Annotated in this window: 21 protein-coding genes; 13 read left to right on the forward strand and 8 right to left on the reverse strand. The window is 63.9% G+C overall.

The features are described 5' to 3' along the window. Positions 1 to 132: 132 nt before the first annotated feature. From ACYU7Q_RS09310 to ACYU7Q_RS09350, 9 genes are all read left to right on the forward strand, one after another. Positions 133 to 1,698 carry a hypothetical protein gene (locus tag ACYU7Q_RS09310; RefSeq protein WP_460609176.1) on the forward strand — a complete coding sequence of 522 codons (1,566 nt, stop codon included), beginning with the start codon at positions 133 to 135 and terminating at the stop codon, positions 1,696 to 1,698. After that, positions 1,699 to 6,150, forward strand: coding sequence for an ATP-binding protein (locus tag ACYU7Q_RS09315; RefSeq protein WP_460609177.1), 4,452 nt, complete (start codon positions 1,699 to 1,701; stop codon positions 6,148 to 6,150). It begins immediately after the preceding gene. A 187-nt stretch (positions 6,151 to 6,337) separates the two neighbouring features. Further along, complete coding sequence (locus ACYU7Q_RS09320; protein ID WP_460609178.1) at positions 6,338 to 7,477, forward strand: patatin-like phospholipase domain-containing protein; 1,140 nt, start codon at positions 6,338 to 6,340, stop codon at positions 7,475 to 7,477. 268 nt (positions 7,478 to 7,745) lie between these two features. Continuing rightward, positions 7,746 to 8,480, forward strand: coding sequence for a hypothetical protein (locus ACYU7Q_RS09325; RefSeq protein WP_460609179.1), 735 nt, complete (start codon positions 7,746 to 7,748; stop codon positions 8,478 to 8,480). Positions 8,481 to 8,539: 59 nt separating this feature from the next. After that, the gene (locus ACYU7Q_RS09330; protein WP_460609180.1) at positions 8,540 to 9,199 is read left to right on the forward strand and encodes a hypothetical protein; all 660 of its coding nucleotides are present in this window, start codon (positions 8,540 to 8,542) and stop codon (positions 9,197 to 9,199) included. Next, positions 9,178 to 9,984, forward strand: a complete 807-nt coding sequence (locus ACYU7Q_RS09335; RefSeq protein ID WP_460609181.1) for a sensor histidine kinase — start codon at positions 9,178 to 9,180, stop codon at positions 9,982 to 9,984. The genes ACYU7Q_RS09330 and ACYU7Q_RS09335 overlap by 22 nt, the downstream gene beginning before the upstream one ends. 45 nt (positions 9,985 to 10,029) lie before the next feature. Then, a complete protein-coding gene (locus ACYU7Q_RS09340) occupies positions 10,030 to 10,698 on the forward strand; it encodes a response regulator transcription factor (RefSeq protein WP_460609182.1) in 669 nt (222 codons plus the stop codon). 94 nt (positions 10,699 to 10,792) lie between these two features. Further along, a complete protein-coding gene (locus ACYU7Q_RS09345; RefSeq protein ID WP_460609183.1) occupies positions 10,793 to 11,704 on the forward strand; it encodes a DUF5996 family protein in 912 nt (303 codons plus the stop codon). A gap of 99 nt (positions 11,705 to 11,803) precedes the next feature. Then, positions 11,804 to 12,772, forward strand: coding sequence for a quinone oxidoreductase family protein (locus ACYU7Q_RS09350; RefSeq protein WP_460609184.1), 969 nt, complete (start codon positions 11,804 to 11,806; stop codon positions 12,770 to 12,772). A gap of 41 nt (positions 12,773 to 12,813) precedes the next feature. On the opposite strand, the gene ACYU7Q_RS09355 is transcribed toward ACYU7Q_RS09350, so the two are convergent. The 8 genes from ACYU7Q_RS09355 to ACYU7Q_RS09390 all read right to left on the reverse strand — a co-directional run bounded on the left by ACYU7Q_RS09355 (position 12,814) and on the right by ACYU7Q_RS09390 (position 19,745). Beyond that, a complete protein-coding gene (locus ACYU7Q_RS09355; RefSeq protein WP_460609185.1) occupies positions 12,814 to 13,236 on the reverse strand; it encodes a response regulator in 423 nt (140 codons plus the stop codon). A 51-nt stretch (positions 13,237 to 13,287) separates the two neighbouring features. Continuing rightward, positions 13,288 to 15,000 carry an ATP-binding protein gene (locus ACYU7Q_RS09360; RefSeq protein WP_460609186.1) on the reverse strand — a complete coding sequence of 571 codons (1,713 nt, stop codon included), beginning with the start codon at positions 14,998 to 15,000 and terminating at the stop codon, positions 13,288 to 13,290. Then, positions 14,993 to 15,334 carry a circadian clock KaiB family protein gene (locus tag ACYU7Q_RS09365; RefSeq protein ID WP_460609187.1) on the reverse strand — a complete coding sequence of 114 codons (342 nt, stop codon included), beginning with the start codon at positions 15,332 to 15,334 and terminating at the stop codon, positions 14,993 to 14,995. The genes ACYU7Q_RS09360 and ACYU7Q_RS09365 overlap by 8 nt, the downstream gene beginning before the upstream one ends. An 8-nt stretch (positions 15,335 to 15,342) precedes the next feature. Then, positions 15,343 to 15,669, reverse strand: coding sequence for a thioredoxin domain-containing protein (gene kaiB, locus ACYU7Q_RS09370; RefSeq protein WP_460609188.1), 327 nt, complete (start codon positions 15,667 to 15,669; stop codon positions 15,343 to 15,345). A gap of 46 nt (positions 15,670 to 15,715) precedes the next feature. Then, the gene (gene kaiC, locus ACYU7Q_RS09375; protein ID WP_460609189.1) at positions 15,716 to 17,422 is read right to left on the reverse strand and encodes a KaiC family protein; all 1,707 of its coding nucleotides are present in this window, start codon (positions 17,420 to 17,422) and stop codon (positions 15,716 to 15,718) included. 154 nt (positions 17,423 to 17,576) lie between these two features. Beyond that, a complete protein-coding gene (locus tag ACYU7Q_RS09380) occupies positions 17,577 to 17,801 on the reverse strand; it encodes a DUF1153 domain-containing protein (protein WP_460609190.1) in 225 nt (74 codons plus the stop codon). Between the two features lie 73 nt (positions 17,802 to 17,874). After that, a complete protein-coding gene (locus tag ACYU7Q_RS09385) occupies positions 17,875 to 18,657 on the reverse strand; it encodes a LytR/AlgR family response regulator transcription factor (protein ID WP_460609191.1) in 783 nt (260 codons plus the stop codon). After that, a complete protein-coding gene (locus ACYU7Q_RS09390) occupies positions 18,636 to 19,745 on the reverse strand; it encodes a sensor histidine kinase (RefSeq protein WP_460609192.1) in 1,110 nt (369 codons plus the stop codon). The genes ACYU7Q_RS09385 and ACYU7Q_RS09390 overlap by 22 nt, the downstream gene beginning before the upstream one ends. Positions 19,746 to 20,051: 306 nt before the next feature. On the opposite strand from ACYU7Q_RS09390, the gene ACYU7Q_RS09395 reads away from it, so the two are divergent. The 4 genes from ACYU7Q_RS09395 (at position 20,052) to ACYU7Q_RS09410 (ending at position 23,826) form a co-directional block, all read left to right on the forward strand. Continuing rightward, positions 20,052 to 21,224, forward strand: coding sequence for a cytochrome-c peroxidase (locus ACYU7Q_RS09395; RefSeq protein WP_460609193.1), 1,173 nt, complete (start codon positions 20,052 to 20,054; stop codon positions 21,222 to 21,224). 59 nt (positions 21,225 to 21,283) lie between these two features. Next, positions 21,284 to 21,481, forward strand: coding sequence for a hypothetical protein (locus ACYU7Q_RS09400; RefSeq protein WP_460609194.1), 198 nt, complete (start codon positions 21,284 to 21,286; stop codon positions 21,479 to 21,481). A 90-nt stretch (positions 21,482 to 21,571) separates the two neighbouring features. Continuing rightward, positions 21,572 to 23,482, forward strand: a complete 1,911-nt coding sequence (locus ACYU7Q_RS09405; RefSeq protein WP_460609195.1) for a T9SS type B sorting domain-containing protein — start codon at positions 21,572 to 21,574, stop codon at positions 23,480 to 23,482. Positions 23,483 to 23,583: 101 nt separating this feature from the next. Continuing rightward, entirely contained in the window at positions 23,584 to 23,826 is a 243-nt protein-coding gene (locus ACYU7Q_RS09410) for a PqqD family protein (RefSeq protein ID WP_460609196.1), read from the forward strand. The last annotated feature ends 2 nt before the right edge of the window (positions 23,827 to 23,828 follow it).

Below are 23,828 nucleotides of genomic sequence, written 5' to 3' on the forward strand. Positions count from 1 at the left end.
CTTTTCTCAACCCTGCTTTTCCATAAACAACTGGCAACTGCTACCTTGCGGCCCGGCTATATTCAGACAAACGCCGCTCCATCCGGCATGAGGCAGCTTTCGGCCGGCTTCTTTTCCAACTCTACCTGCCTTATGGCTGCCCTGCTACCCGAGTTCGAGTACGACATCTTCATCAGCTACCGGCACAACGACAACCGATTCGACGGCTGGGTGACCGAGTTTGTGGCCCGGCTGCAGGAAGAGCTAGCGGCCACTATCAAGGAGCGGCTGAGCATTTATTTCGACAAGGACCGCACCGACGGCCTGGGCGATACGCACATTGTGGGCCCCAGCCTGGCTCACCGCCTGCGCTCCTTCATCCTGATTCCGCTCATCTCGCAGACCTACTGCGACACCGAGCGGTTTTCGTGGCAGCACGAGTTTCTGCCCTTTCTGCAACAGGCCAGCGCCGACCGCCTGGGCCTGCACCTGCGCCTGCCCAGCGGCAACGTGGGCTGCCGCATCCTGCCCCTGCGCATCCACAACCTCGATGCCACCGATGTGCAGCTCCTGGAGCACACCATGGGCGGCCCACTGCGTACGATAGACTTCGTGTACGAGGACCTGGGCGTGAACCGCCCCCTGCGCGCCAAGGACGACGAGCTGCCCCGCCCCGCCGGCGGCCTGCTCTACCGCAACCAAATCAACAAGGTAGCCAACGCCATCAAGGAGCTCGTGGCCGCTGCTAAGCACCAGAGTACGCCTGCCGCTGCCCCAGCTCCGACTTGGTCGCCGGCAACACCGGCCCCGATTGCGGAGGTGCCGTCGGCTGCCGCCGGCCCAGTGGTTTTTCTGGCCTGGACCTCGAAGGAGCTGGCGGCCCGGCGCGAGGAACTGGTGCTGGTATGCACCAAAGCCGGCCTGCACGTAGTACCTGCGTCCGACTGCCCGCTGGATGAGAACGAGTTCCGGCTGCGCACGCAGGAGGCACTGGCCTCGGCGGTGTGCGCGCTGCATTTGCTGGGCAATGAGTTTGGCCGCCGGTTTGAGGACGACGACGAATGCTCCTTCCCGATGTATGCCTACCAGGAGGCGCGGCGGGTAGCCGGCAGCCGGCCGGCCTTCCGGCAGTTTGTGTGGTACTGCCCCGATGAGGCCCTGGCCGTGAAACCCGCCCAGAAAGCCTTCGTGAACACCATCCGCAACGAGCTCACCGAGCAGTGCACCTTCACCAACGCACCCAGCGCCATGCAACTGGTCGAGGACCTGCGCAGCAGCCTCCGTCAGGCCGCCCCGCCGGCGCCCATCATCGAGAAGGAAACGGATATATTCTTCGTTTTCAATGAGGTGGATTTGGAAGAAGCCAACGCCATTACCGACCGGCTGAGCGAGGAGTTTCCGCTGGAAATTCTCACCATTGAGCCCGACAGCGAAGATTTATACAAGGATATCACGGTGCGGGCCATTCCCAAAAGCAAGCTGGCGGTGGTGTATTTCAAGCACAGCGCCGGCTGGGCTCTGCCGTTTGTGAAGCAGGTGTGGCGGCTGGTGGGCGGGGCGGGCTCCAGCACGCCCATCCTGTTTGTGGGCGAAGATGACCCGGTGCACAACCGCATGCACGGCTTCAAAGCCCCGAAGGTCATTTCGCGCATCCAGCCGCATCTAGGCGTGAGCGAGGAGGTGCGGCGCGTGTTCCAGCAACTCAACCTGCCGGCCTAAATGGACGCTTCGACCGTCGCCGCGTCGTCCCTGTTCGGGCTCGACGCCCCCATTTGCCCCTACACCGGGCTGCGCACCTTCACCGAAGACGAGGCCATCTACTTCCGGGGCCGCGAAAGCCACGTGGCCAAGTGCCTGAATTTGCTGGCCGAGCAGCGGTTTGTGATGATAACCGGTGCCTCGGGCGATGGCAAGTCGTCGCTGGTATTTGCCGGGCTGCTGCCCGAGGTGCGGGCCGGTTTTTTGCGGGCACGCTACAGCAGCTGGACGGTGGCCACCTTTCAGCCCGAGCGCAGCCCCCTGCGCAACCTTTCGCAGGCCCTGGCCACGGCGCTGCGCCTGCCCAGCCACCGGGCCATCGAAACCGAATTGGAACAGGGGTTTTCGGCTTTGGTGCAGCTTTACAAAACCTCCGCCCTGTGCCCTGCCCCGCCCCCGCCGGACCTCACGCCGGCCGAGGAGCGCCGCCACCAGCGCGATGCCGCCAACCTGCTCATAGTCGTCGACCAGTTCGAGGAGTTCTTCACCAACCCCGAAAACTACGACGGCGACACGCCCAACACCGCCGCCCAAACCGTGGTGAACCTGCTGCTGGAAACCACCCGCCTGGCCCGGGCCGAGGGCCTGCCCATCTACATTGTGTGCACGATGCGCTCCGATTTTGTGGGCCAGTGCGCCGAGTTTCGGGGCCTGAGTGAGCAGATTGGGACCAGCCAGTACTTCGTGCCGCGGCTGGTGCGCCACGAGTTTGTGGAGGTGATTCGGGAGCCGGCGCTGCTCAGCGGCAACCGCATCAGCGAGCGGCTGGTGCAGCGCCTGCTCTACGACATCGGCCACGGCCAGGACCAGCTGCCGGTGCTGCAGCATGCGCTGCGCCGCATCTGGCTGGCCGCCGCTGAAGGCCGCGAGGAAATGGACCTGCTCCACTACGCCATGGTGGGCGGGCTCAGCGACGAGCTGCCGGCCGCCGACCAAATCCGTTTTGCGCAGTGGCAAGCCACGCTGCCGGCCCAGCAGCGCGATTTTCTGTTGGCCAATCCCTCGCTGCTCAACGTGCTCGATGCCCACGCCAACCAGCTCTACGCCGAGGCCAACGAGCTGTACAACCGCGACTTCAGCCCGCCCCTGCCGCCGGGCACCGCCGAGCGGGTCATCGAGCAGACGTTCCGGGTGCTCACCCGCACCGACGGCAAGCGCGTGGTGCGCAACCGCCTGACGGGCGCCCAAATCACGGCCATTATCGACGATAAAAACCTGCCCTGGCCGGTGGTGTGCCGCATTTTGCGGCCCTTCCGGGCGGCGGGCACCACGTTTCTGTCGCCGTTTCTGGGGGAGGATGACGACGACCGCGCCGTGCTCCCGCCCGATGCCGTGCTCGACATCACGCACGAGAGCCTGATTCGGAACTGGCAGCACCTGGCCCGCTGGGCGCGCCAGGAAGCCGCCGACGTGCGCATCGCGGAGAATTTTATGCAGCAGGTGGGCCGCTGGCAGGCCAACGACGAAAGCCCGGGCTTCCTGCTGCCCATTGGCCTCTACACTTTTTTTGCCCAGTGGCACGCCGGTAAAAAAGGCGCGGCCAACTGGCTGGCCTACTACCTCGAAACCAGCCCCACCGCCGATGCAAGGCTGCGCGAAGAGCAGGCGGCCGCCCAGAACGGCATCCTGACGCGCTACCTGAAGGCCAGCCGCCGCCGCCTGCGGTTTCCGCTGCTGGTGGCCCACTACGGGGCGTGGCGGCTGGCGGCGGCTGTGCTGCTGCCGCTACTGTTGGTGGCCCTGGTATGGCTGGGCGTGCGGCACCGCCGCCAGCAAAGCGACTACGTGGCCTATTCCATTGTGAATGGCTATTTCGACCGCGACCGGGAGTTTCAGAAGCCGCCGTTCATCGCGGTGCGGGACATGGCCGCGTTTTTCATCAACGCCGACCGGCTGAAAAACAACCTGTACCGCCCCTGGCTCAGCGGCCGGACAGCCCGCGACTACGCCTTCCCCCACATGCTTGATTCCCTGGCCAATGACACCCTGGCCCTGGACATTGAGCTGAGCATGTACGGCGGCCTCAGCAACGTGGAATACGATTCGGTGGAGCGCGAAAACCCCTACATCCGGCCCGTGCTGCACGACCTGGAGCGCCGCCTGGCCCGGGCCGGTAGCATCAATCGCCCGGCCAGCGGCGCGGCTACCTTCAGCGAGCCGCAACGGCGGGTGGCCGTGCTCACGGCCCGTACCGTCATGGCCCTCACCCACTACCTGGCCTGGGACGAGCAGCACGCGGCCCAGCACCGCCCGGGCCGCATGCCGCTACCGGTGCGCCAGCACCTCGCAGCAGTCAAACAACAGCTGCTGCACAACCTGCGGGCCTACGTGCGGCGGGAAATTGAAACCCCAACCACGGTGCGGCCCGCGCCCAGCCCGGTGGCTTTCGGCTTTTGTCTGCGCGTGCTGCTGGGCCAGGGTACCGACAGCCTCGCCGAGCTTGCTTTCCTCCAGGGCTTAAGTCCTTTCGATGCCAGCACGGTTCAGCAGTTCAACCGGCTGTTTCCGCCCACGGGCACGCTGTATTCGCGCGAGAGCAGCACCCCGCACAGCGGGGGCTACCTCACGGCCGCTATGGCCTTTGCCGCCCTGCGCCAGCTGCCGCAGCTGGCCCAATGCCTCGACACCATGCGCCGCCAGCCCCTCACCCTCACCGATGCCAACGGCGGCATTGCCCTGGTGCCCTACCTGGTGAAATACGAGCTGCTCACCCCCGCCAATACGCACCAGTTGCTGAACGCTTGTGCCCAGGTGGGGGGCTTCACGTTCAACGAGTTATTTGCGGCCACCACGTACAGCCTGCTCAGCATAGCCCCGGTGGAGCAGGTGTTCGACGTGAGCCAGAAAGCCACCATTACCAACCTGAACCGGGCCGATGCCGTCCGCCTGGGCGGCGTCGACCCGGGCTACCTGAATTCTGACCGCGTGAGCTTCTCCGTGCCCGCCGCGAGCCGCGACAAGGCCTGGGCGGCCCTGCGCGGGGCCATTCCGGCCATTGCCCACCAGGAATCCATTTTCATCGAAAGCGAGGAGCACGACCTGGCCGACGGCGTGCCGGAATCGTTCTACAACACCCGCGACGAGCTGTTTCTGAGTGCTTTTCTGAGCAAGATGCAGGGCGGGTATCTGGCCGAAATCAAGCACCAGCCGGCGGCGGCTCAAGAGTCGTTTGAGCAATTCAGTCGCGCGCTTGGGCAACTCGAACGACTCCTCGCGAGCACGAAAGCCCACTCGTCGCTGACCGACGCGGACGGGCATCAGAAGCGGAAAAACGTTCATCAGATTAACTCCTTTGAGTGGAACCTGGCCCCGCCCCAGCTCTCGCACCAGGTCAGCGGTACCACGGAGGCCAGCACCGGCGCGCAAAGCCCGCAACAGTATCTGCAGCTGCCCACCCGCCCCAAAACGCTGGCTTTCGAAACCTACTACACCTGCTCGTTCGACGCCTTCTTTCGGTACGAGCTGCAGCACGAAGCCCGCAGCCCGCAGCCCGACCGCGCCGTGGTGCAGCTCCTCGACAGCGTGGCCTTCGTGGAAGCCGCCCTGCCGGACCGCTACTCCAACGCCCGCACCAATTCCCTGTTTTCCGAAGCCCTGTCCCGCTCCGCCCAATACCGCCCCAACCTGGCCTGGATTCGGGCCATCGCCCAGCCCGGCTTGCTCCCCGACAACACCCGCCGACAGCAGCGCAACGCCCTGCTGCTCCGCGTCTCCGCACCCTTGCAAAACCACCGCGAACTAACCCGCCGCGGCCTGATAGATACACTTCTGCCACTCACCAAACGGCTTCGCGGCCAGCCCCGCTTTAGCCGAATCCCGCTACAAGTCGCTTTCTCCGACCTGGCGACTGCCCTGGCGCACGAGGGCCAGATAGCCGCCGCCTTCGCGCTGGCCGATGCGCTGGGCGAGCCCATGACCACCATTACCAAAATCAGGGCCAGCGAACAGGCGATGCTTACCAACAACCAGCGCGCCCAGGGCCTGCTGGACAAGTTCTTACACGACTATACCCTGGCCACGGTGGGCGCTTACGTGGGGAATAAATCGAAGGAGCGGCCGCGGCTGGTTTCCGGCAATCTGCTTTCCGTGTTTTACTGGCGGCCCTACGCCATCGATACGCAGGCCGAATTGCTGGTGCCTTTTGCCCGGCGCTTGGTGAATTTGACCACCGACGAGCGCAACGCCGCCAACGACTTGTACGCCAAATGCATCGGCTACAGCCTGGCCGACAAATGCTACGTGGCCAAAAGCCAGATGCCCGAATTTCAGGCCGTGGGCCTCGAAGACCTGGACTACAATTACATCCTCATGGGCTGGGCCCACCTGAAAACCACCACCCCCGGCGACGGCTGGCGCGAGTACGACGAAGTGGAGCTGACCACCCCCGCCGACTACAACGGCTCGGTGAACTGAGTTGGCCGCACGATGAGGAGCTACGCCTCATTCGGCCGGTTTATTTTTTGATTACCTCCTCCATTGTCCAATTAAAACCTGTTACTTCACAGCCGAATCAAGCTCGACAGTTCGATTTTTGTCCGAGAGCCGGGCACAGCCATTTCCAACCCCTTCTCCCCTCTTCCACACTTCCACTACCGTTTTCATGGCAATTCAAGACATCAACGCGAAGGCCGGTCCGCGCAAGCTGCTGGCGCTGGACGGCGGCGGCATTCGCGGCACCATCACCCTGGAAATTCTGGCCGAGCTGGAGCGCAGCCTGGAGCAGCGCCTCGGCGCCGGCCCGGGCTTCGTGCTGGCCGATTACTTCGACTACATTGCGGGCACCAGCACCGGGGCCATCATTGCCACCTGCCTCAGCCTGGGCATGCGCGTGACCGATATCCGGGCGTTTTACCTGGCCAGCGGCCCGGCCATGTTCGACAAGGCCAACATCCTGAAGCGCTTCCGCAATAAGTACAAGGACGAACAGCTGGCCCAAAAGCTCCAGGAAGTTATCCGGGAGCGCAGCGGCGAGCCGGAAGCCACGCTCGGCAGCCAAGCCCTGAAAACCTACCTGCTGCTAATTCTGCGCAACGCCACCACCGACTCGCCCTGGCCGCTCTCCAACAACCCCAGGGCCAAGTACAACGACATCAGCCACCACAGCTGCAACCTGAAGCTGCCGCTCTGGCAGTTGGTGCGGGCCAGCACGGCCGCCCCCACCTACTTTCCTCCCGAAGTAGTGACTGTGGGCACCGACGATTTCGTGTTCGTGGACGGCGGCGTGACCATGTACAACAACCCGGCCTTCCAGCTTTTCCTCATGGCCACCGTGAAGCCCTACAAGCTGGAGTGGCCCACCGGCGAAGACCAGCTCTTGCTCGTGTCGGTGGGCACGGGCGCGGCGGCCGGCTCCAACGCCGACCTCGCCCCCGGCCAGATGAACCTGCTCTACAACGCCAGCTCCATCCCGTCGGCCCTGATGTTTGCGGCATCTAATGAGCAGGACATGCTGTGCCGCGTGTTTGGGCGCTGCCTGCACGGGGGCGAAATCGATAGCGAGGTGCTGGATTTGAAGGGCGACATTGGCCCGGGTTCCATCGAGAAGAAGTTTTTCACCTACCTGCGCTACAACGCCGACCTTTCCCGCGCCGGCCTCGACGCGCTGGGGCTGCCCCACATCAAGCCCGAAACCGTGCAGCAGATGGACTCCGTCGAATACATTCCGCAGCTGCAGGAAGTGGGCCAGGCCGTGGCCAGGGAAGTGGATTTGGCGCACTTCGCAGATTTCCTACCGGCCTAGCCCGGCACTCGAGCAAGGGAAAACCGGATGAAACTGGGCTGTAGTCAGCGTAGAAATACCCGGTTTTGAAACACCGTAGTTCTACGGGGATACGCACCGGGCTTGTTGCGGTTCTTTGTGCCACCGCGCGACCAGTTTAGCCCGGTCGCCTCGCCGGCGAAGTAAGCCGCCGCCAGAAACCTCGACCATGAGTTTAGCTTAAAGCGTTATCTTCCAAAGCTTCACCGCCGAAAATGCATCATTTCACCAACCTTACTCACCTACCCCAATGAATGATAACTCGCTGGCACGCAATGCCACTGAAACATCTTGTCTCCTCAGCCAGGACGACTACAACCAGTACGCGGCGGTATGGAAGGAATTTGCCGGGCCGTCCGGGGCCAATCTGACGCAAGCCTTCCTCGGGCCGGACGGTACCCGCCTGATGGCCCTGAGCTTTCCGCTCGAGCGCATAAAATGGCTGGTTTCGGCCGTCGGGGTTCGCCAGATTAGAGCGCGGTTTTTGCTCATGCCCAGCACGCAAGGAGAGCGGTTCAACCTCGTCCTGTTTGCCACCGATGCCACCGGCTACCCGCTGTCGGCTTACTACCTGCCCGACCCCTACTTCACGGCCAACAACTCGAAGGCAGTATTGGGTGAGCCAATTCCGCTGGACCTGGCCGCTGACTGGCAGGCAAACTGGCACGATGCGGAACAAATCATGGCGAACATGTTTACCTCCTACGACGCCACCACGCACGAGCCGGTCACGCTCGAAGGCTACAACTTTGAGATAAAGGATTTTGTGTCGGCGCTCTTTGGCGCCGAGTCCGCTCCGGGCCAGAACATCAGCCTGGCCCTGGGCCTACACGAGTACCACGCCCCTACCGCTACCTCGGAGGCCGATTTGACGAAAACGTTCGGGCTGGTGCTTCAGGCTCCCGTCGGTGGGCAGGCCGCCCGTGGTCTGGGAGTCGCATCGCGCGCTTTTGACATGGCCTTTCCGTGCCCTCCCGGCACCTGAAGAATGACAACAAAGCAACTCATTCATTGCCGGTTCTGACGGAGGAAGGCAAGTACCCTATGACTGACCTTTTCCATCTTTCGTTGCAGCAACTGGTGATGCGGTTGACGATGTTGCCGGTATTGGTGGCGGGAATCATCGGCCTGATTCGCTTTCGCCAGCTGCCGCTGAATCTACGTTACCTCACCGCGCTTATCGGTTTCATCCTGCCGATGAACGTGTTGGCTTTTACGTTCATGATTCAGCACCGCAACAATATGTTTTTGATGCCGGTGTACATGGTTGGCGAGTTCACCCTGCTGGCCCTGGTTTATCGGCACACGCTTGAGTCGCCTACCTTCACCCGGGCCGTGCCCTGGCTGGTAGGCGGCTTTGCGGCGTATGCCTTGTTCGATAGCATGGCCCCGGGCGCGCTGGCCCAGTTTCGGCCCGGCCAGCAGGTGGTTCAAGGAGCACTGGTGCTGCTGCTGGTGGGGCTTTATTTCCGCAAGCTGCTGCGCGAGCTGCGCGTGATGCAGCTGCGGCGCGAGCCCATGTTCTGGGTATCGACGGGATTATTGATATATTACCTGGGCTATCTGCAGATTGCTATTTTCAGCAACTACCTGCTGAACTATTCCCACCAGCTGAACGCCAACGTCTGGATGATACATTCGTTTTTGTTCATTATGCTTTATAGCTGCTACAGCCTGGCCTTATGGCTCCCCCAGCGGAAGTAACGTTTGGACAACTCCTATTTAGCGGCATCGCGGTGATGCTGCTGGCGGCCGGCACGCTGCTGGTTTTTTTGGTGACGTACCAGAAGCGCCTGCTCCAGCAGCAGCTCCACATGCGCACCGCCGAGGCCATTCATCAGCAGCAGCTGCTGGTGGCCATTATTGAGGCGCAGGAAGGGGAGCGTGAACGCATCGGGCAAGACCTGCACGATGGCATTGGCTCGACCGTGGCCACGGCCAAGCTCCTGATTAACCGGCTCACCAGCCTACCCAACCAGGTCCCACCGCCCGAGCTGCTGGGCCTCATCGAAGAACTCATGACGGCGGCCGTGCAGGACGTGCGCAGCGTGTCGCACAGCCTGTACCCGGCCGTGCTCTCGCGCTACGGCCTGGCCGAGGCCGTTCAGCACCTGGTGGACGTGTGCAACGAAACCGGCAAGCTGGCCATCGAACTGGATATGGACTACGGCCAACCCCTGGCCCTGGCCCAGGAGCTGGCCCTGTACCGCATTTGCCAGGAGCTGCTGCACAACGCCCTCAAACACGCCAAGGGTGCCACCTACCTGTTGGTGCAACTGCACCAAACGCCTCAGCTGCTGACGCTGGCCGTGGAGGACGACGGCTGTGGGTTTGCGGCCAGCGTGAGCGGCCCGGGCCGCAAAAACAGTGGGGCGGGCCTGCGCAGCATTGAGGTGCGGGTGCAGATGCTGCGCGCCAGCCTGCGCCGCCACAGCACTCCTGGGGAGGGCACCCGCATGGTGGTGGAGCTACCGCTACTGTCGAGTTAAGGTTATTTTTCTTTCCTTCGTCATTCTAATGGTCACCCCCATTCTATGGTCTCCCCCATCGCCCCGGCCCACATTGCCCTCCTCGACGACCACCCCATGTTCCGCCAGGGGTTGCGCTACATCCTCGAACCGCTGCCCTTTGTGGCCAGCATTACGGAAACTGCCGAGGCCAGCGTGCTGGTAGACTTGTGCCGGCAGCAGCTGCCCGATGTGGTGCTGCTTGATTTGCAGATGCCCCAAATGGACGGGCCGGAGGTAGCCCAGCTCCTGCTGGCAGAGTTTCCGGGACTGAAAATCATTGTGCTCTCGATGTTTTCGGCCGATAAATACATCACCCAGATGATGAAGCTGGGAGCCCGCAGCTACCTACCCAAGGACGCCACCCAGGAAGAGCTGGTGCACGCCATCGAGGAGGTGCTCACCACGGGCTACCACTTCACGCCCCGCATTTCGCGGGCGCTGATGCGGGGCGTGCAGAAACCCACCCGCCAGCCCGTCACCAAACTGCCGGAGCTGCTGGAATTCACCCCGCGCGAAAAGGAAGTGCTGTGCCTGATTTGCGAAGGCCGCCGGGCCAGCGAAATCGCCGAGCAGCTGTGCCTCAGCCGCCGCACCGTAGAAGGCCACTGGCAACGGCTGCTGGAGAAAACCGGCTCGTCCAGCGTGGCGGGCCTGGTTGCGTTTGCCGCCAAGCACGATTTGCTCGGCTCGTAGCCCGGGCCGGCAGCAGGGCCATCTTTGGGAAGCAGGTGCTCGCAGTTTTTCTGTTAACTTAGGAAAGCTAACTCCCGCTCCGGCCTGCTTCATCATGCCCCAACTCACTGCTGACCACTGGCCCGCCCTGCCCACCAACTGGGACGACACCCGCCAAACCCTGCACCTCTGGACCCAGATGGTGGGCAAGACCCGCCTGGCGCTCAGCCCCATGGTGAACCACTGGTGGCAGGTGCCGCTGTATGTGACGCCGCGCGGCCTTTCTACCGGCGCGATGCCCTACACCGGGGGCTCCTGCGAGGTCGTGTTCGACTTCAACCACCACTGCCTGCGCCTGCACACCAGCGACGGCCGCAGTTGGGAACTGGCGCTACAGCCCCGTTCCGTGGCCGATTTCTACCACCACTACCGCGCCTTGCTGCGCGAAGCCGGCATTCACGTCAAAATATGGCCCGTGCCGGTGGAATTGGAGGAAGCCACGCCCTTTACCCAGGATGAGCACCACTGCTCCTACGACGCGGCGGCCGTGCAGCAGTTCTGGCAGGTGCTGTTGCGGGCCGATGCCGTGCTTAACGAGTTTCGGGGGGGCTTTACGGGCAAGTGCAGCCCGGTGCATTTTTTCTGGGGCAGCTTCGATTTGGCCGTCACGCGCTTTTCGGGGCGGCCCGCGCCGCCGCACCCCGGCGGCATCCCGCATCTGGCCGACTGGGTAACCCGCGAATCGTACTCGGCCGAGCAAAGCGCGGCGGGCTGGTGGCCCGGCGGCAACGGCCAGGCCGCCGCCTTCTACAGCTACGTGTACCCCGGCGTGCCGGGCTTGGCCGAGGCCGCCATTCAGCCCGCCGAAGCATATTTCAACTCCGAAATGGGCGAATTTCTCCTGCCCTACGAAGCCGCCCGCACCGCCCCAAACCCGCGCCAGACCGTGCTCGACTTCCTGCAAAGCACCTACGCCGCCGCGGCCGACTTATCGAACTGGGACCGCGCCGCCCTGGAGCGGCAGTAGGCGGCACCACCAGAAGGAACCAGGTTTTCAGAACGAACGCGCACGCAGTCCGGCAAAAAACAGTGGTTAATTTTACCCTCCCATGCTGTTTTTCGCGTTATGAAAGCCCTTTGTTTTGACACCTTTGGCGGCCCCGAGGTTCTGTATTACGCCGAGGTGCCGGCCCCGGCTGCGCCCGGCCCCGGCGAAGTGCTGGTGCGCACCCGCGCCATCGGCCTGAACTATGCCGACGTGTACCGCCGCCAGGGGCACTACCACCTGCTGGGCCGGCCGCCCTACCTGGCCGGCTACGAAGCGGCCGGCGTGGTAGAAGCCGTGGGGGCCGAGGTGTTGGACTTTGGCCCGGGCGACCGGGTAGCCTTTGCCGACGTGCCCTTTGCCAATGCCGAGCTGGTGCTGGCCCCGGCCGAGAAACTGCTGGCGCTGCCGGCCGGCGTATCGTTCGAGTTGGGAGCGGCGCTGCTGCTCCAAGGGCTCACGGCCCACTACCTCAGCCACGACAGCTACCCCGTGCAGCCCGGCGATGTGGTGGCGGTGCACGCCGTGGCCGGTGGCGTGGGGCAGCTCCTCACCCAGCTTATTCGCCAGCGTGGCGGCCGGGTGCTGGGCCTCACCTCCTCGCCCGAAAAAGCCAAAGTGGCCCACGAGCTGGGGGCAGAGGCCGTTTTTTTATATTCCGACGACTGGGCGGCCCAGCTGCGCGCCCACACCCACGGCCAGGGCCCCGATGCCGTGTACGACAGCGTGGGCAGCACCCTGGCCCAAAGCCTGGAGGCGGTGAAAACCAGGGGCACGGTGGTGTTCTACGGCATGGCCGGCGGCAACCCCGCCCCGGTCGACCCGCGCCAGCTCATGGACTCATCGAAGACGCTGACCGGTGGCGATTTGTGGAATTATCTCGACTCGGGCGGGGAGCGGCAGCGCCGGGCCGCGGAGCTATTCGGTCTGGTGGCGGCCGGAGCGTTGCGGGTGCACATCGCCGGGCAGTTTGCGCTGGCCGACGGGGCCGCTGCCCACCGCTACCTCGAAAGCCGCCAAAGCGCGGGCAAGATTTTGTTGATTCCGTAGCGCGGCGCGGCCGTGGGGCTATCCGTAGGTGGCAGCACCGCTTACTCTTCCGGTAGTTGGCGGCCGAAGTGCTTTTTTAAAATGTCGTTGACCTTTCCCCGGTTCAGGGGCTTGTTGAAAAAGCCGCCGATGTTGAGCTGTTGCACCCGTTCCACGTCGCGGGGGTGCAGCGAAGTGGTCAGCATCACGATGGTGATGGCCTCGCGCTGAACGGCGGGTAGCTGCTCGAAGGCTTCGAGGAAGGCAAAACCGTCCATCACGGGCATTTTCACGTCCAGCAGAATCAGCACCGGGCAGTCGGCAAAAGGCGTCTGGCAATGCACGTGCAGCAGGTCCAGGGCCTCCTTGCCGTTGAGCGCCACCAGCACCTGCTCGGCCACGCCCAGCCGCTTCAGCAGCAGCTGGTTGAGGTAGTTGGCGGTGGCGTCGTCATCGACGAGCAGGACGCAGGCGAGTTTTTGCATAGGCATTCAATCCGACCCGATGCCGGCAAAGCCGGGTCCGGGCGGCGCAATTTATTCATTGGCAAAGTACACCGTAAACACGCTGCCCGCGCCCAGCGTCGAGGCCACGGTGATGCGGCCGCCGGCATTTTCCACCATTTTTTTCACCATGTACAGGCCAATGCCCGAGCCCTCCACGTGGTCGTGGAAGCGCTGAAACATGCCAAACAGCCGGTCGGCATACGCGGTATCAAAGCCCAGGCCGTTGTCGCGCACTTCGAGCACCACGTGGCCCGCTTCGGCCCAGGTGCGCAGGCGCACGTGCGGCGGCCGCGTGGGGGCGCGGTACTTCAGGGCGTTGCTGAGCAGGTTGAAGACCACCGAGCGCAGGTTTTTTTCGGAAAACAGCACCGTGGCGGCCTGCACGTCGATTTCCAGCCGGGCCTCCGTGCTCTGAATAACCGGTTCCAAATCGAGGCGCACGTCGTGGATGATGGCCACCAGGTCGACCGGGGTCACGTAGCTGCGATGCTCCTTTTGCAGCCGCGACACTTCGGTGAGGTGCTCGATGGTGCGCTTGAAACGGTTCACCGAGTCCAGCATCAGGTCGAGCAGGGGCTGCACTTCTTCGCTTTGCGCCGTGGGGGCCGGCAGCTCCAGCAGCAGGGCATCGAGCAGGCCTTCGATGTTGCTGATGGGCGCTTTGAGGTCGTGCGAGGCCGTGTAGATGAAGTTGTCGAGGTCGGCGTTGACGCGGGTGAGCAGTTCGTTATTGTCGCGCAATTGCTGCTGGGCCTGGTCGATGCGCTCCAGGGCCAGCTTCTGCTCGTGAATGTCGGTGCAGGTGCCAATCCACTGGATAATCTCGCCCTGCGCGTTGCGCGAGGGCAGGGCGCGGCCCAGCATCCAGCGGTAGTCGCCGGCGCGGTTGCGGAAGCGGTACTCCACCTCGTAGGGCTCGCCGGATAGCAGGCACTCTTGCCATCGCTGCCCGGAGGCGGGACGGTCGGCAGGGTGCAGGTGGGCCGCCCAGCCCTGGTCGGGGCCCTTGGCATTTTCCCGGCCAATGTAATCGAACCAGCGGCGGTTGAGATAGGTGTTTAACCCCTGGGGGTTGGCCGTCCAGGCAATCTGGGGGATGCCTTCCAGCACGCGGCTGGCTTCGGCGGCGGCGCGCTCGCCGGCGAGGCGGGCGGCCTCTTCGCGCTTCAATTCCTCGTTCTTGCGGTCGAGCAGGGCGTTCTGCTCGGCCACCTGCGCCCGAATGGCCGTGATTTCGCGCTGTGCCGACAGGTCGGTAATGATGACGGCCAGGGCCAGCGTTTCGTTGAATTCCAGCACATTCATCGACACCGAGAAGGGCAGCAGCGCCCCGGTCTGGGTTCGCAGCGGCAGTTCGCCGCGGCTTTTGCCGGCCCAGCCCCGGTCCATCAGCGCGGCCCACGTTTGCCTGAAGCCTGAGGGGACAAACTCGTCGAAGCTGCGGCCCATTATTTCGCCCAGCGGGCAGTGCAGCAGGTCGGCCAGGCTGGCGTTACAGTAGAGCACGGTGGCATCTTCGGCCAGCAGCAGGGCGCCTTCGTTCATCTGCTCGATGAGGATGCGGTAGCTCTGGTCGGCCCCTTGCAGGGTAAAGATGCGCGGCCCCTCGGCCCCCTGCACGGCCAGCGCGTCCACGGCGCCGGTCCGGATGGCGTGAATCAGGTCGTGGGCTTCTTCCAGCTGCTCGCGCAGCTCCTCGTTGGCCCGGGCCAGTTCGGTAGCTGTGGGCAGCGGCTTACTCATCGCGCCCGGCCTCGTCAGCCGATGGATTAATGCCCAACGCTTTCAGCACTCGCTCGCGGTCCGAGAGGTCGCCCACCAGGCGGCGCACCAGGCCGGGGCTGCGCTTGATGAGCGTGGGCACCCCAATGAGGTCTTCGCGCTCGGCCAGGTCGGGCTGCTGGAAAACATCCACAATCAGCAGCTCGTAGCGCCCTTTCAGGTGCAGCTCGCAGATGTCTTTGATGTTGCGCACGGCGCGCGTCGAGTTCGGCGTGGCCCCTGTTATGTACAGGTGCAGCACGTATTCGGGGCCGGCGGGCTCCGGTGGGGCCAGGGGGTCCGTAAAGGGTTCCATGGGCGCGGTTATTTGCTCGTGGCGGGGCGCACGTCGAGCCCCACCAGCACCCGCTCTTCATTCGAGAGGTCGCCAATAATTTTGCGGATGGGCTCGGGCACCTTGCGCACCAGCGTGGGAATGGCCAGAATCTGGTCACCCTCGGCCAGCTGCGGATTCACCAGCAGGTCAACCACTTCCAACTTGTACCGGCCTTTGAGGTGCTGCTCACAATACTTCTTCAGGTTGGCCAGGGCCGTCACCGACTTGGGCGTTTGGCCGGCCACGTACAAGCGCAGTTCCCACGTTTCCTGGAGGCCTTCTTCTTCTAATTCAACGGCGGCTACTTCTGGCATAAAACGGGTGGTGGGATAGAATGCTACGGCATTCCGGGGGTTTGGGTTACTGGCCGCTTTCGGCGCTGGGGGCGCTAGAGGCCGAGGGATTGGCCGCCGCGATGCGCTGGTGGCCGTTGAGCCGGGTTTGCTGGCGGTTTTGCTCGTTGGAGCTGATTAGGCGCAGCTCCTCCTCCACCGATTCGAACTCGGTGCGCAGGTTGGCAATGTTGGCTTCCAGCATGCGGCGGCGGCGTTCCAGCTCGCGGTCGCGGCGGTCGGCTTCCTGCTGGGCGGCCAGCGCTTCGGCGTGTTCCTGCATTTGCTGGGTGAGGCGGCTGGCCCCGGTCACGATGCCGGTGGGCCCGAGCACCACGTCGAGCAGCTCAATGCCGTGCGGGGTCACGATGAATTCGCGCACCTGGTTGGAGTGCGCCATGCCGCGCGACTTGAGGATGCTCAGGCCGCGGTTGCGCTCGCCCACTCCTTCCAGGTCGCGCACCGAAATCCAGGTATCGACCAACGACGACACGCCTTCTTCGGTCATTTCCTGCTGCAGGCCGCGCCCGGTTACCAGCGCCGTGAACAGGGCCGTGATGCCGTTGACCTTCAGAAAATCGATGAGGCGGGTGAGCATGCTGCGCACCTCGTTCACGTTGCCCACGGTGATGAGGTTGGTGATGGGGTCGATGACCACGGCCGTGGGCTTGAACTCCTTCACCAAGCGGTGCAGCGTCACGAGGTGTTGCTCCAGGCCGTTGAGGGTGGGCCGGGTGGCCTCGATGAGCAGCCGGCCGGCCGCTACGTGCTCCTTCAGGTTGATGTTGACCGACGCCATGTTGCGCAGCAGCTGCGCCGGCGATTCTTCAAAGGCAAAAAAGATGCAGCGCCCCCCGTCCCGGCAAATTTTATCGGCAAAGCCGGCGGCCAGGGTGGTTTTGGCGGTGCCGGCCGTGCCGGTGATGAGGACGCTGCTGCCCTCGTAGTAGCCGTGCAGGCCAAACATGTCGTCGAGGGCCGGAATGCCGGACGACACAATGTGGTCCGACACGGCGTGGTCGAGCCGCAGCGAGGTCACGGGCAGCACCGAAATGCCGTCTTCGGTAATGAGGTAAGGGTATTCGTTGGTGCCGTGGGTGCTGCCGCGGTACTTCACCACGCGCAGCCGGCGGGTGGTAATCTGGTCAATCACGCGGTTGTCGAGCAGAATCACGCAGTCCGACACGTATTCTTCCAGCCCTTGCCGGGTGAGGGTGCCGTCGCCGCGCTCGGCGGTGATGATGGTGGTGACGCCCTTTTCCTTGAGCCAGTGAAACAGCCGGCGGATTTCCGACCGCAGCACGGCCTGGTTCGGGAAGCCCGAAAACAGGGCCTCAATGGTGTCGAGCACCACGCGCTTGGCCCCGATGCTGTCGATGGCGTGGCCCAGGCGAATGAACAGGCCCTCCAAATCGTACTCGCCGGTTTCCTCTATCTCGGAGCGGTCAATGTGCACGTGGTCGAGGCGCAGCATTTGGCGTTCCTGCAAGCCCTTCAGGTCGAAGCCCAGCGAGGCCACGTTGGCGGCCAGCTCCGGGCCGGTTTCCTCAAAGGCCATGAGCACGCCCGGCTCGTTGTAGTTCAGAATGCCGCGCACCAGAAATTCGATGCCCATCAGGGTTTTGCCGCAGCCGGCGCTGCCGCAAATCAGCGTGGGCCGGCCCAGCGGCAGGCCGCCTTCGGTGATTTCGTCGAGCCCTTCGATGCCGGTGGGCGCTTTGAGCAGCTGGGGCAAAACGTGGACAGCGGTAGGATAATTTTCAGGCATGAAGAGGTGCTATGGACGGCTAAAGGTAGCAGTTGAAACAAAAATACCCGGCTGCGCGAAAATTCGCGGCCGGGTATTCAGACAAAGGACGGCAAAAGTTAATTCCAGCCCAAACGGGCCATCAGCGGCTGCCGGCTTCGAAATCGAGCCAGCCGGCGCGGTGCTCTTCCAGCTCGGTGGGGCTGATGCCGTAGGCGGCGCAGGCTTCATCGGCGGCCATCAGGCCCTGGTTCACCGCATTAAGCACGGCCCACACTTTGAGCTTGCGCTCAGCGGTTTCGGCGGCGGCATCGGCGGGTGCAGGACGGCCGTCGGTATCGAAGAAGTCGGTCAGATTCTCGCTCATAACTCAGGCAAGATAGGACGGCAAATATTAACGCAGCGTGAAGGTTAATCGGATTATCGGGCCACGCCAAAGTTTATTTCCAGCGGCTGAAAAATTGGTCGAAGGCCTCGCGGTAGCCGTCGCTCACGGGCAGGGTTTCGCCGGCAATCTGTACCGTGCTGCGCCCCACCGACTGGATGTGGCCCAGCCCCACAATGTAGCTGCGGTGGATGCGCAGAAACTTGCTGGCGGGCAGCTTTTCCTCCATGCCGCGCAGGCTGGTGAGCGAGAGCAGCGGCCGCGTCTGGCTGGCCAGGTGCACCTTCACGTAGTCCTTCAGCCCCTCTACATACACGATATCGGCCAGGGGCACGCGCACCAGCTGGTACTCCACCTTCAGGTAGATGTAATCTTCTTCGGGCGGCGCGGTGGCCGCCGCAGCCACCGGAGCAGCCGGCGCCGGCACCTTGCCGGCTTGTTTCAGCTCAAAAAAGGCCCGGGCCTTAAGGGCGGCACGCAGGAATTCCTCGTAGTTGAAGGGCTTGAGCAGGTAGTCGAGCGCATCGACGCGGAAGCCTTCGAGGGCATATTGGTTGAAGGCGGTGGTGAAGATGACGCGGGGGCCATTTTGCAGCACCCGGGCCAGCTCCAGGCCGCTGAGGTCGGGCATCTTGATGTCGAGAAACAGCAGCTGGATTTCGGGCTGCTCGTGCAGGGCGCGCAGGGCGGCCACCGCGCTTTCGTGCCGGCCAGCGAGGCGCAGAAACGGCGTTTGCTCGATAAAAGAACAGACCAGCCCGAGGGCCAGCGGCTCGTCGTCGACGGCCATGCAGTTGATTACCAAAGGGGCGGGCGCTACAGGTTCAGATGGAGACATACTTCGTACTCGTTAGCGGGGTTGCGGGGCTGCACGCGCACGGTGTGGGCCTGCGGGTACAGCAAATCGAGGCGGCGCTGGGTGTTGGCCAGGCCAATGCCACCGGGCTCGTCGTCATCGGCGGGCCGGTCGGGAAATACGGTGTTGCGCACGCACAGCTCGACGGTGGTGGCCGTGGGCTGGCGCAGCTGGATGGTAATGCAGCTGGGCGCGGTGGCGCTCACGCCGTGCTTAAACGCATTCTCCACAAACGGCTGAAACAGCATGGGCGCGATGAAGGGGTCGGGGCTGAGCGGGTCGGGCATCTCAAATTTGACCTGCACTTTGTTGGTCAGGCGCAGGTGCATCAGTTCAATATAATCGCGCAGGAAGCTGATTTCCTGGCTCAAACGCGTATGGCCGGCCGGCGACTCGTACAGCACGTAGCGCATCATGCGCGAGAGGCGGTGCAGGGCGGCGCGGGCCTGGTCGGCGTCGAGCAGCGTGAGGGCGTAGATGTTGTTGAGGGTGTTGAAGAAGAAGTGCGGGTTAATCTGGGCTTTAAGCAGGCTGAGCTCAGTAGCGACCTGGCGGCGCTCCAGCTCCAGGCGGCTTTCGGCGTCGCGCTGGCCCTTTTGCATGGCCGCGAGGCTGGTGGCAATGCCCAGCACCAGCAGCGTAATCAGCAGCACGCCGGTGTTGAATAATGGGCGGCCTTCGTCGGGCCCCAGCTGCGGGTGCGGGCGCGGCCCCGACCACGGGTTGGGCGGGTTGAGGACGGCTTCGCGGGCGGTGGCCACCAGCTCGGGCACGCCTAGCCGCTGCTCCACCTGCTGATGAATGGCCAGCACCGCCAGCACCACTACCGCATTCAGGGCCACATAGGCCCAGGCTTTGCCGCCGTACAGCAGGCGCGGCGCGGCCCACAGCACATTCAGGTAAAACACGCCCACCAGCAGCCCGAACACCACGGCCTGCGTCAGCCAGAACTCGGTGGGTTTGGTGCCGGGGTAATCGGGCTGCTGGGCCACCAACAGCACCGCCACCAAGCCCCAGACCAAGGCGTGCAGCAGCAGCGTGGAAGCCGAACGGAGTAGCGGTAACGCCATAGAAGTGGTGACAAGGAATTGCTCCGCAAGCTACAACCGCGGCTTGGGGTGCCTGGGCCTCACATCGGCCAGCGGGGGCGTGGTATCGCCCAATCGGCGCTTTCGGCCGCTGGTGCCGGCGGGGCCGAATGGTCAGTTTTCGGCCTCGCCGTTTGGGGGGTTAAACGGGCGAATGGGCGACGCCGGGCAGTAACTCGCCGATTGCAGTTGGGCCGGCCTATAGAGGGCCTGCAAATTTGAACCAACCCCGCCATTCCCGGACTGGCCGGGCCGCTGTTTCAACCCCGCCCCTCCCCCGCTTTTTCCATGGCCTCGTCTCTACTTCCCCGGGTTGCTTCGATGGTGGGCGCCGCCGTGCTGCTGGTGGTAGTGGCCTGCCAGAAACAGCCCGCCACGCCCAACGCCGCCGACCTGGCCACCCTCACGGCGCTGCCGCAGGTGGCAACCGCCCCGGCTAACAACCCGAGCAGCGCGGCCAAAATAGCGCTGGGCCGCGCCCTGTTCTGGGACCCCGTGCTGTCGGGCGGCAAAGACGTGAGCTGCGCCAGCTGCCACCACCCCGCCAGCGGCTACGCCGACGCCATCGACCTGGCCATTGGCAGCAACGGCCAGGGCCTGGGCACCGCCCGCCACTTCCGCGCCCCCAACGATTTTCCCTTCAACAAGCGCAACACGCCCACCGTCCTCAACGCCGCATTCAACAGCATGGCTGCTGATGGCAGCTGCCAGCCCGCCACGGCCGCCATGTTCTGGGATTTGCGGGCGCAGTCGCTCGAAACGCAGTCGCTGATGCCGGTGGCCACGCTGGAAGAGATGCGCGGCCACCAATATGCCGAGGGCGTGGCCCTCGATTCGGTGGTGGCGCGGCTGCGCGGCATCGCGGCGTATGGGCCACTGTTCAGCGCCGCGTTTGCCGAGGCCACGCCCATCACGGCGGCCAATATCGGCAAGGCCATTGCCTGCTTCGAGCGCACGCTGGTGGCCACCGATGCACCCTTCGACCAGTACATGCGCGGCGACAAATCGGCCCTTACGGCCCAGCAGGTGCAGGGCCTGAACGATTTCGTGACCAGCGGCTGCGCCAAATGCCACAGCGGGCCGATGCTCAGCGACTACCAGCTGCACGTGCTCGGCGTGGCCGACAACACCAAGAACCCCGCCTCCGACGCAGGCGCCAATGGCAGCTACGCCTTCCGCACGCCCAGCCTGCGCAACGTGGCCCTCACCGCCCCTTACATGCACAGCGGCACGCTGCCCAACCTGCAGGCCGTGCTCAATTTCTACGACCCCGGCCGGGGCCAGGCCCCTTCGGCCAACCCGCACGTGAGCGTGCAGCAGCGCGACCCGCTGTTTCCGGGCAAAGTCGCCAACCCGCAGAACATCATCGCCTTTCTGCAGTCGCTCACGGCCGCCAGCTACGACCGTACCGTGCCCACCGCCGTGCCCAGCGGCCTGGCCGTGGGCGGCAACATCCACTAAGCTCGTTCCCCATTTTTCTTTTTCAATTCATTTTTTCAACCACCATTTTCTTAGTAACCATGCGCTTAACCTCCGTACTTCGTTTTGCCAGCGCCGCGGCGCTGCTGTGCTCCATGAGCAGCTTCTCGGGCTGCGAGAAAGACAACGTGCGCCCCAACGGCGGCTGCACCAAGAAAACCACCACCACGACCACGCCTACTACCACGACCACCACTGGTACGGGAACCGGCACCGGTACCGGCACGGGCGCTAACTAATCCGGCGCAACGGAACCTCATCTTCCGGCTGCTGCCGAGGGGTGAGGTTCTTAGGTTGCCACCGCCAGATTTATTATCTTCACTATCACCATGAATACCCTCCGCTCGCTTGGTCTTCTGCTGCTGTTGCTGCTGCCGCTGGCGGCATCGGCCACGCACATTGTGGGCGGCGAGCTGGATTTGCAATACAAGTCCGGTAGCACCTATACGCTCAGCCTCAACCTGTATTTTGATGCCATCAACGGCGACCCGCAGGCCCTCGACCAGAGCCTGTTGGCCAGCATTTTTGTGAAAGCCACCAACCAGCGCGTGGTGAACCTGACGCTGCCGCTCACCTCCAACACCTTTGTGCAATACACCAACCCGGCCTGCGCCGTGGGCTCGCTGAGCACCCGCAAGCTGGTGTACACCAAAGACATCGTCTTGGACGCCGCTACCTACGCCAACCCCGGCGGCTACTACGTGGCCGTGGAGCGCTGCTGCCGCAACATCACCATCGGCAACATTGTGAACCCCGGCGGCGCTGCCCAGACCTTTTACCTCGAATTTCCGGCCGTCGTTCGCAATGGCGCGGCTTTCCTTGACTCCACGCCGCGCATTTTCCCGCCCCTGGGCGACTATGCGTGCCGGGGCGAGTTGTTTTACTACGATTTTGGCGGCGTGGACCCCGATGGCGACTCGCTCATCTACGACATGGTGACGCCGCTGAATGGCCACGCCTCGGCGGCGGCCAATAACACCGCGCCCACGCCCAGCGCCGCGCCCTACGCGCCCATCACCTGGAACCCGGGCCTGAGCACCACCAACCAGATTCCGGGCTCGCCGGCCCTGGGCATCGATGCGCACACCGGCCGCCTCACGGTGCGGGCCAGCAGCCTGGGCTTGTTCGTGTTCGGGGTACGCTGCTCAGAGTACCGTAAGGGGGTGAAAATCGGCGAGACGCGGCGCGACTTCCAGCTTTATGTGCTGAACTGCCCTACCAACGTAGCGCCCAAGCTGCAGGTGCACGCGGCCAACAGCGCCGCGCTGTACCGTCCCGGCCGCGACACGCTGCGCCTGCTGCCCGGCGGCAACCGCTGCCTCACCATTCGCTACACCGACCCCGACCCGAATTCGGTGCTTACCATGAGCACCCGGCCGGTCAATTTTACGGTGCCCGCGCCCACCTTCACCACCAGTACCAGCGGCACGGTGCGCGCGGCCGGCGCGCCCGATACGCTTACCGCCACCCTCTGTTTTCCCGACTGCGCCGATACCAAAGGCAAGGTGTATCTGCTCGACCTCATTGTGGCTGATAACGGCTGCAGCCTGCCCAAGCACGATACCGTCCGGGTGGCCTTCACCGCCACGCAGGGCACCAACGCGGCCCCGGTGCTCACCAGCAGCTTCCCGCCCGCCCCGGTCCCGACCGTGGACGCCACGCCCACGGTGGTGCGCGTGACGCTGGGCCAGCGCTACACCGCCACCCTGACCGGCACCGACGCCGACCGCAACGCCCTGGCCCTTACCGCCACCGGCGAGGGCTTTGGCCTGGCCGCCATGGGCATGCAGTTTGCGGCGCAGAACGGCGCGGGGCAGGCCAACGGCACCTTCATCTGGGAGCCCACTTGCGCGACCGTGGCGGCCATTGGCAACAATGACGGCTTGGTTGTTCATTTTAAACTGACCGAGACCGGCCCCTGCGTGCCGCTGCCGCAGGAGCGGGCCATCCGTTTCGAAGTGGTGCCGGTAGCCAATGAGACAGCCTTCCGCCCAGCCAACGTCATCACACCGAACGGCGACGGCTTGAACGACTTCCTGCGCATGCCCGACCTGCCGGTGGACTTCTGCGACAATAAGTTTGCGGGCATCAAAATCTTCTCGCGCTGGGGGCAGCAGGTGTTTGCCTCCTCGGAGCGCGGATTTCAGTGGGGCGGCCAGGGCGTGGGCGGGCTGTATTATTACCTCGCCACGTACACCGACGGCCGCAAGTTCAAGGGCTGGGTGGAGGTAATTCCGTAGGGGGGGTGGCAATGCTTCATTGCCCGTCATGCTTCGCTGCGCTCTGCATGACGTTCTTCTAGAAACCAGCTCCAACCTGTTCTGCCTACCTTTCCCTTCTCATGAAGCTCAAGCCCAACATTGCCACCAGCGAGGCCGGATTCATCTTCAATCCCGCCACCGGCGACTCTTTCGCGGCCAACCCGCTGGCGGCCGACATCCTGGCCTGCGCCAAGGCGGGGATGGACGTGGCTGCCATCAAGGCCGACATTCTGGAGCGCTACAACGTGGCCCCCGGCCAGCTGGAAAAGGACTGGGACGACCTGCTGGCCCAGTTGCGCGACTTCAACCTGCTAGACCAATAATC

The organism is Hymenobacter terrigena (assembly GCF_054776515.1).

Excerpts from the sequence above, each read along its gene's own strand:
- ACYU7Q_RS09310 (WP_460609176.1), top strand. The coding sequence starts at position 133 with ATGGCTGCCCTGCTACCCGAGTTCGAGTACGACATCTTCATCAGCTAC.
- ACYU7Q_RS09315 (WP_460609177.1), top strand. The coding sequence starts at position 1,699 with ATGGACGCTTCGACCGTCGCCGCGTCGTCCCTGTTCGGGCTCGACGCC.
- ACYU7Q_RS09320 (WP_460609178.1), top strand. The coding sequence starts at position 6,338 with ATGGCAATTCAAGACATCAACGCGAAGGCCGGTCCGCGCAAGCTGCTG.
- ACYU7Q_RS09325 (WP_460609179.1), top strand. The coding sequence starts at position 7,746 with ATGAATGATAACTCGCTGGCACGCAATGCCACTGAAACATCTTGTCTC.
- ACYU7Q_RS09330 (WP_460609180.1), top strand. The coding sequence starts at position 8,540 with ATGACTGACCTTTTCCATCTTTCGTTGCAGCAACTGGTGATGCGGTTG.
- ACYU7Q_RS09335 (WP_460609181.1), top strand. The coding sequence starts at position 9,178 with ATGGCTCCCCCAGCGGAAGTAACGTTTGGACAACTCCTATTTAGCGGC.
- ACYU7Q_RS09340 (WP_460609182.1), top strand. The coding sequence starts at position 10,030 with ATGGTCTCCCCCATCGCCCCGGCCCACATTGCCCTCCTCGACGACCAC.
- ACYU7Q_RS09345 (WP_460609183.1), top strand. The coding sequence starts at position 10,793 with ATGCCCCAACTCACTGCTGACCACTGGCCCGCCCTGCCCACCAACTGG.
- ACYU7Q_RS09350 (WP_460609184.1), top strand. The coding sequence starts at position 11,804 with ATGAAAGCCCTTTGTTTTGACACCTTTGGCGGCCCCGAGGTTCTGTAT.
- ACYU7Q_RS09355 (WP_460609185.1), bottom strand. The coding sequence starts at position 13,236 with ATGCAAAAACTCGCCTGCGTCCTGCTCGTCGATGACGACGCCACCGCC.
- ACYU7Q_RS09360 (WP_460609186.1), bottom strand. The coding sequence starts at position 15,000 with ATGAGTAAGCCGCTGCCCACAGCTACCGAACTGGCCCGGGCCAACGAG.
- ACYU7Q_RS09365 (WP_460609187.1), bottom strand. The coding sequence starts at position 15,334 with ATGGAACCCTTTACGGACCCCCTGGCCCCACCGGAGCCCGCCGGCCCC.
- kaiB (WP_460609188.1), bottom strand. The coding sequence starts at position 15,669 with ATGCCAGAAGTAGCCGCCGTTGAATTAGAAGAAGAAGGCCTCCAGGAA.
- ACYU7Q_RS09380 (WP_460609190.1), bottom strand. The coding sequence starts at position 17,801 with ATGAGCGAGAATCTGACCGACTTCTTCGATACCGACGGCCGTCCTGCA.
- ACYU7Q_RS09385 (WP_460609191.1), bottom strand. The coding sequence starts at position 18,657 with ATGTCTCCATCTGAACCTGTAGCGCCCGCCCCTTTGGTAATCAACTGC.
- ACYU7Q_RS09390 (WP_460609192.1), bottom strand. The coding sequence starts at position 19,745 with ATGGCGTTACCGCTACTCCGTTCGGCTTCCACGCTGCTGCTGCACGCC.
- ACYU7Q_RS09395 (WP_460609193.1), top strand. The coding sequence starts at position 20,052 with ATGGCCTCGTCTCTACTTCCCCGGGTTGCTTCGATGGTGGGCGCCGCC.
- ACYU7Q_RS09400 (WP_460609194.1), top strand. The coding sequence starts at position 21,284 with ATGCGCTTAACCTCCGTACTTCGTTTTGCCAGCGCCGCGGCGCTGCTG.
- ACYU7Q_RS09405 (WP_460609195.1), top strand. The coding sequence starts at position 21,572 with ATGAATACCCTCCGCTCGCTTGGTCTTCTGCTGCTGTTGCTGCTGCCG.
- ACYU7Q_RS09410 (WP_460609196.1), top strand. The coding sequence starts at position 23,584 with ATGAAGCTCAAGCCCAACATTGCCACCAGCGAGGCCGGATTCATCTTC.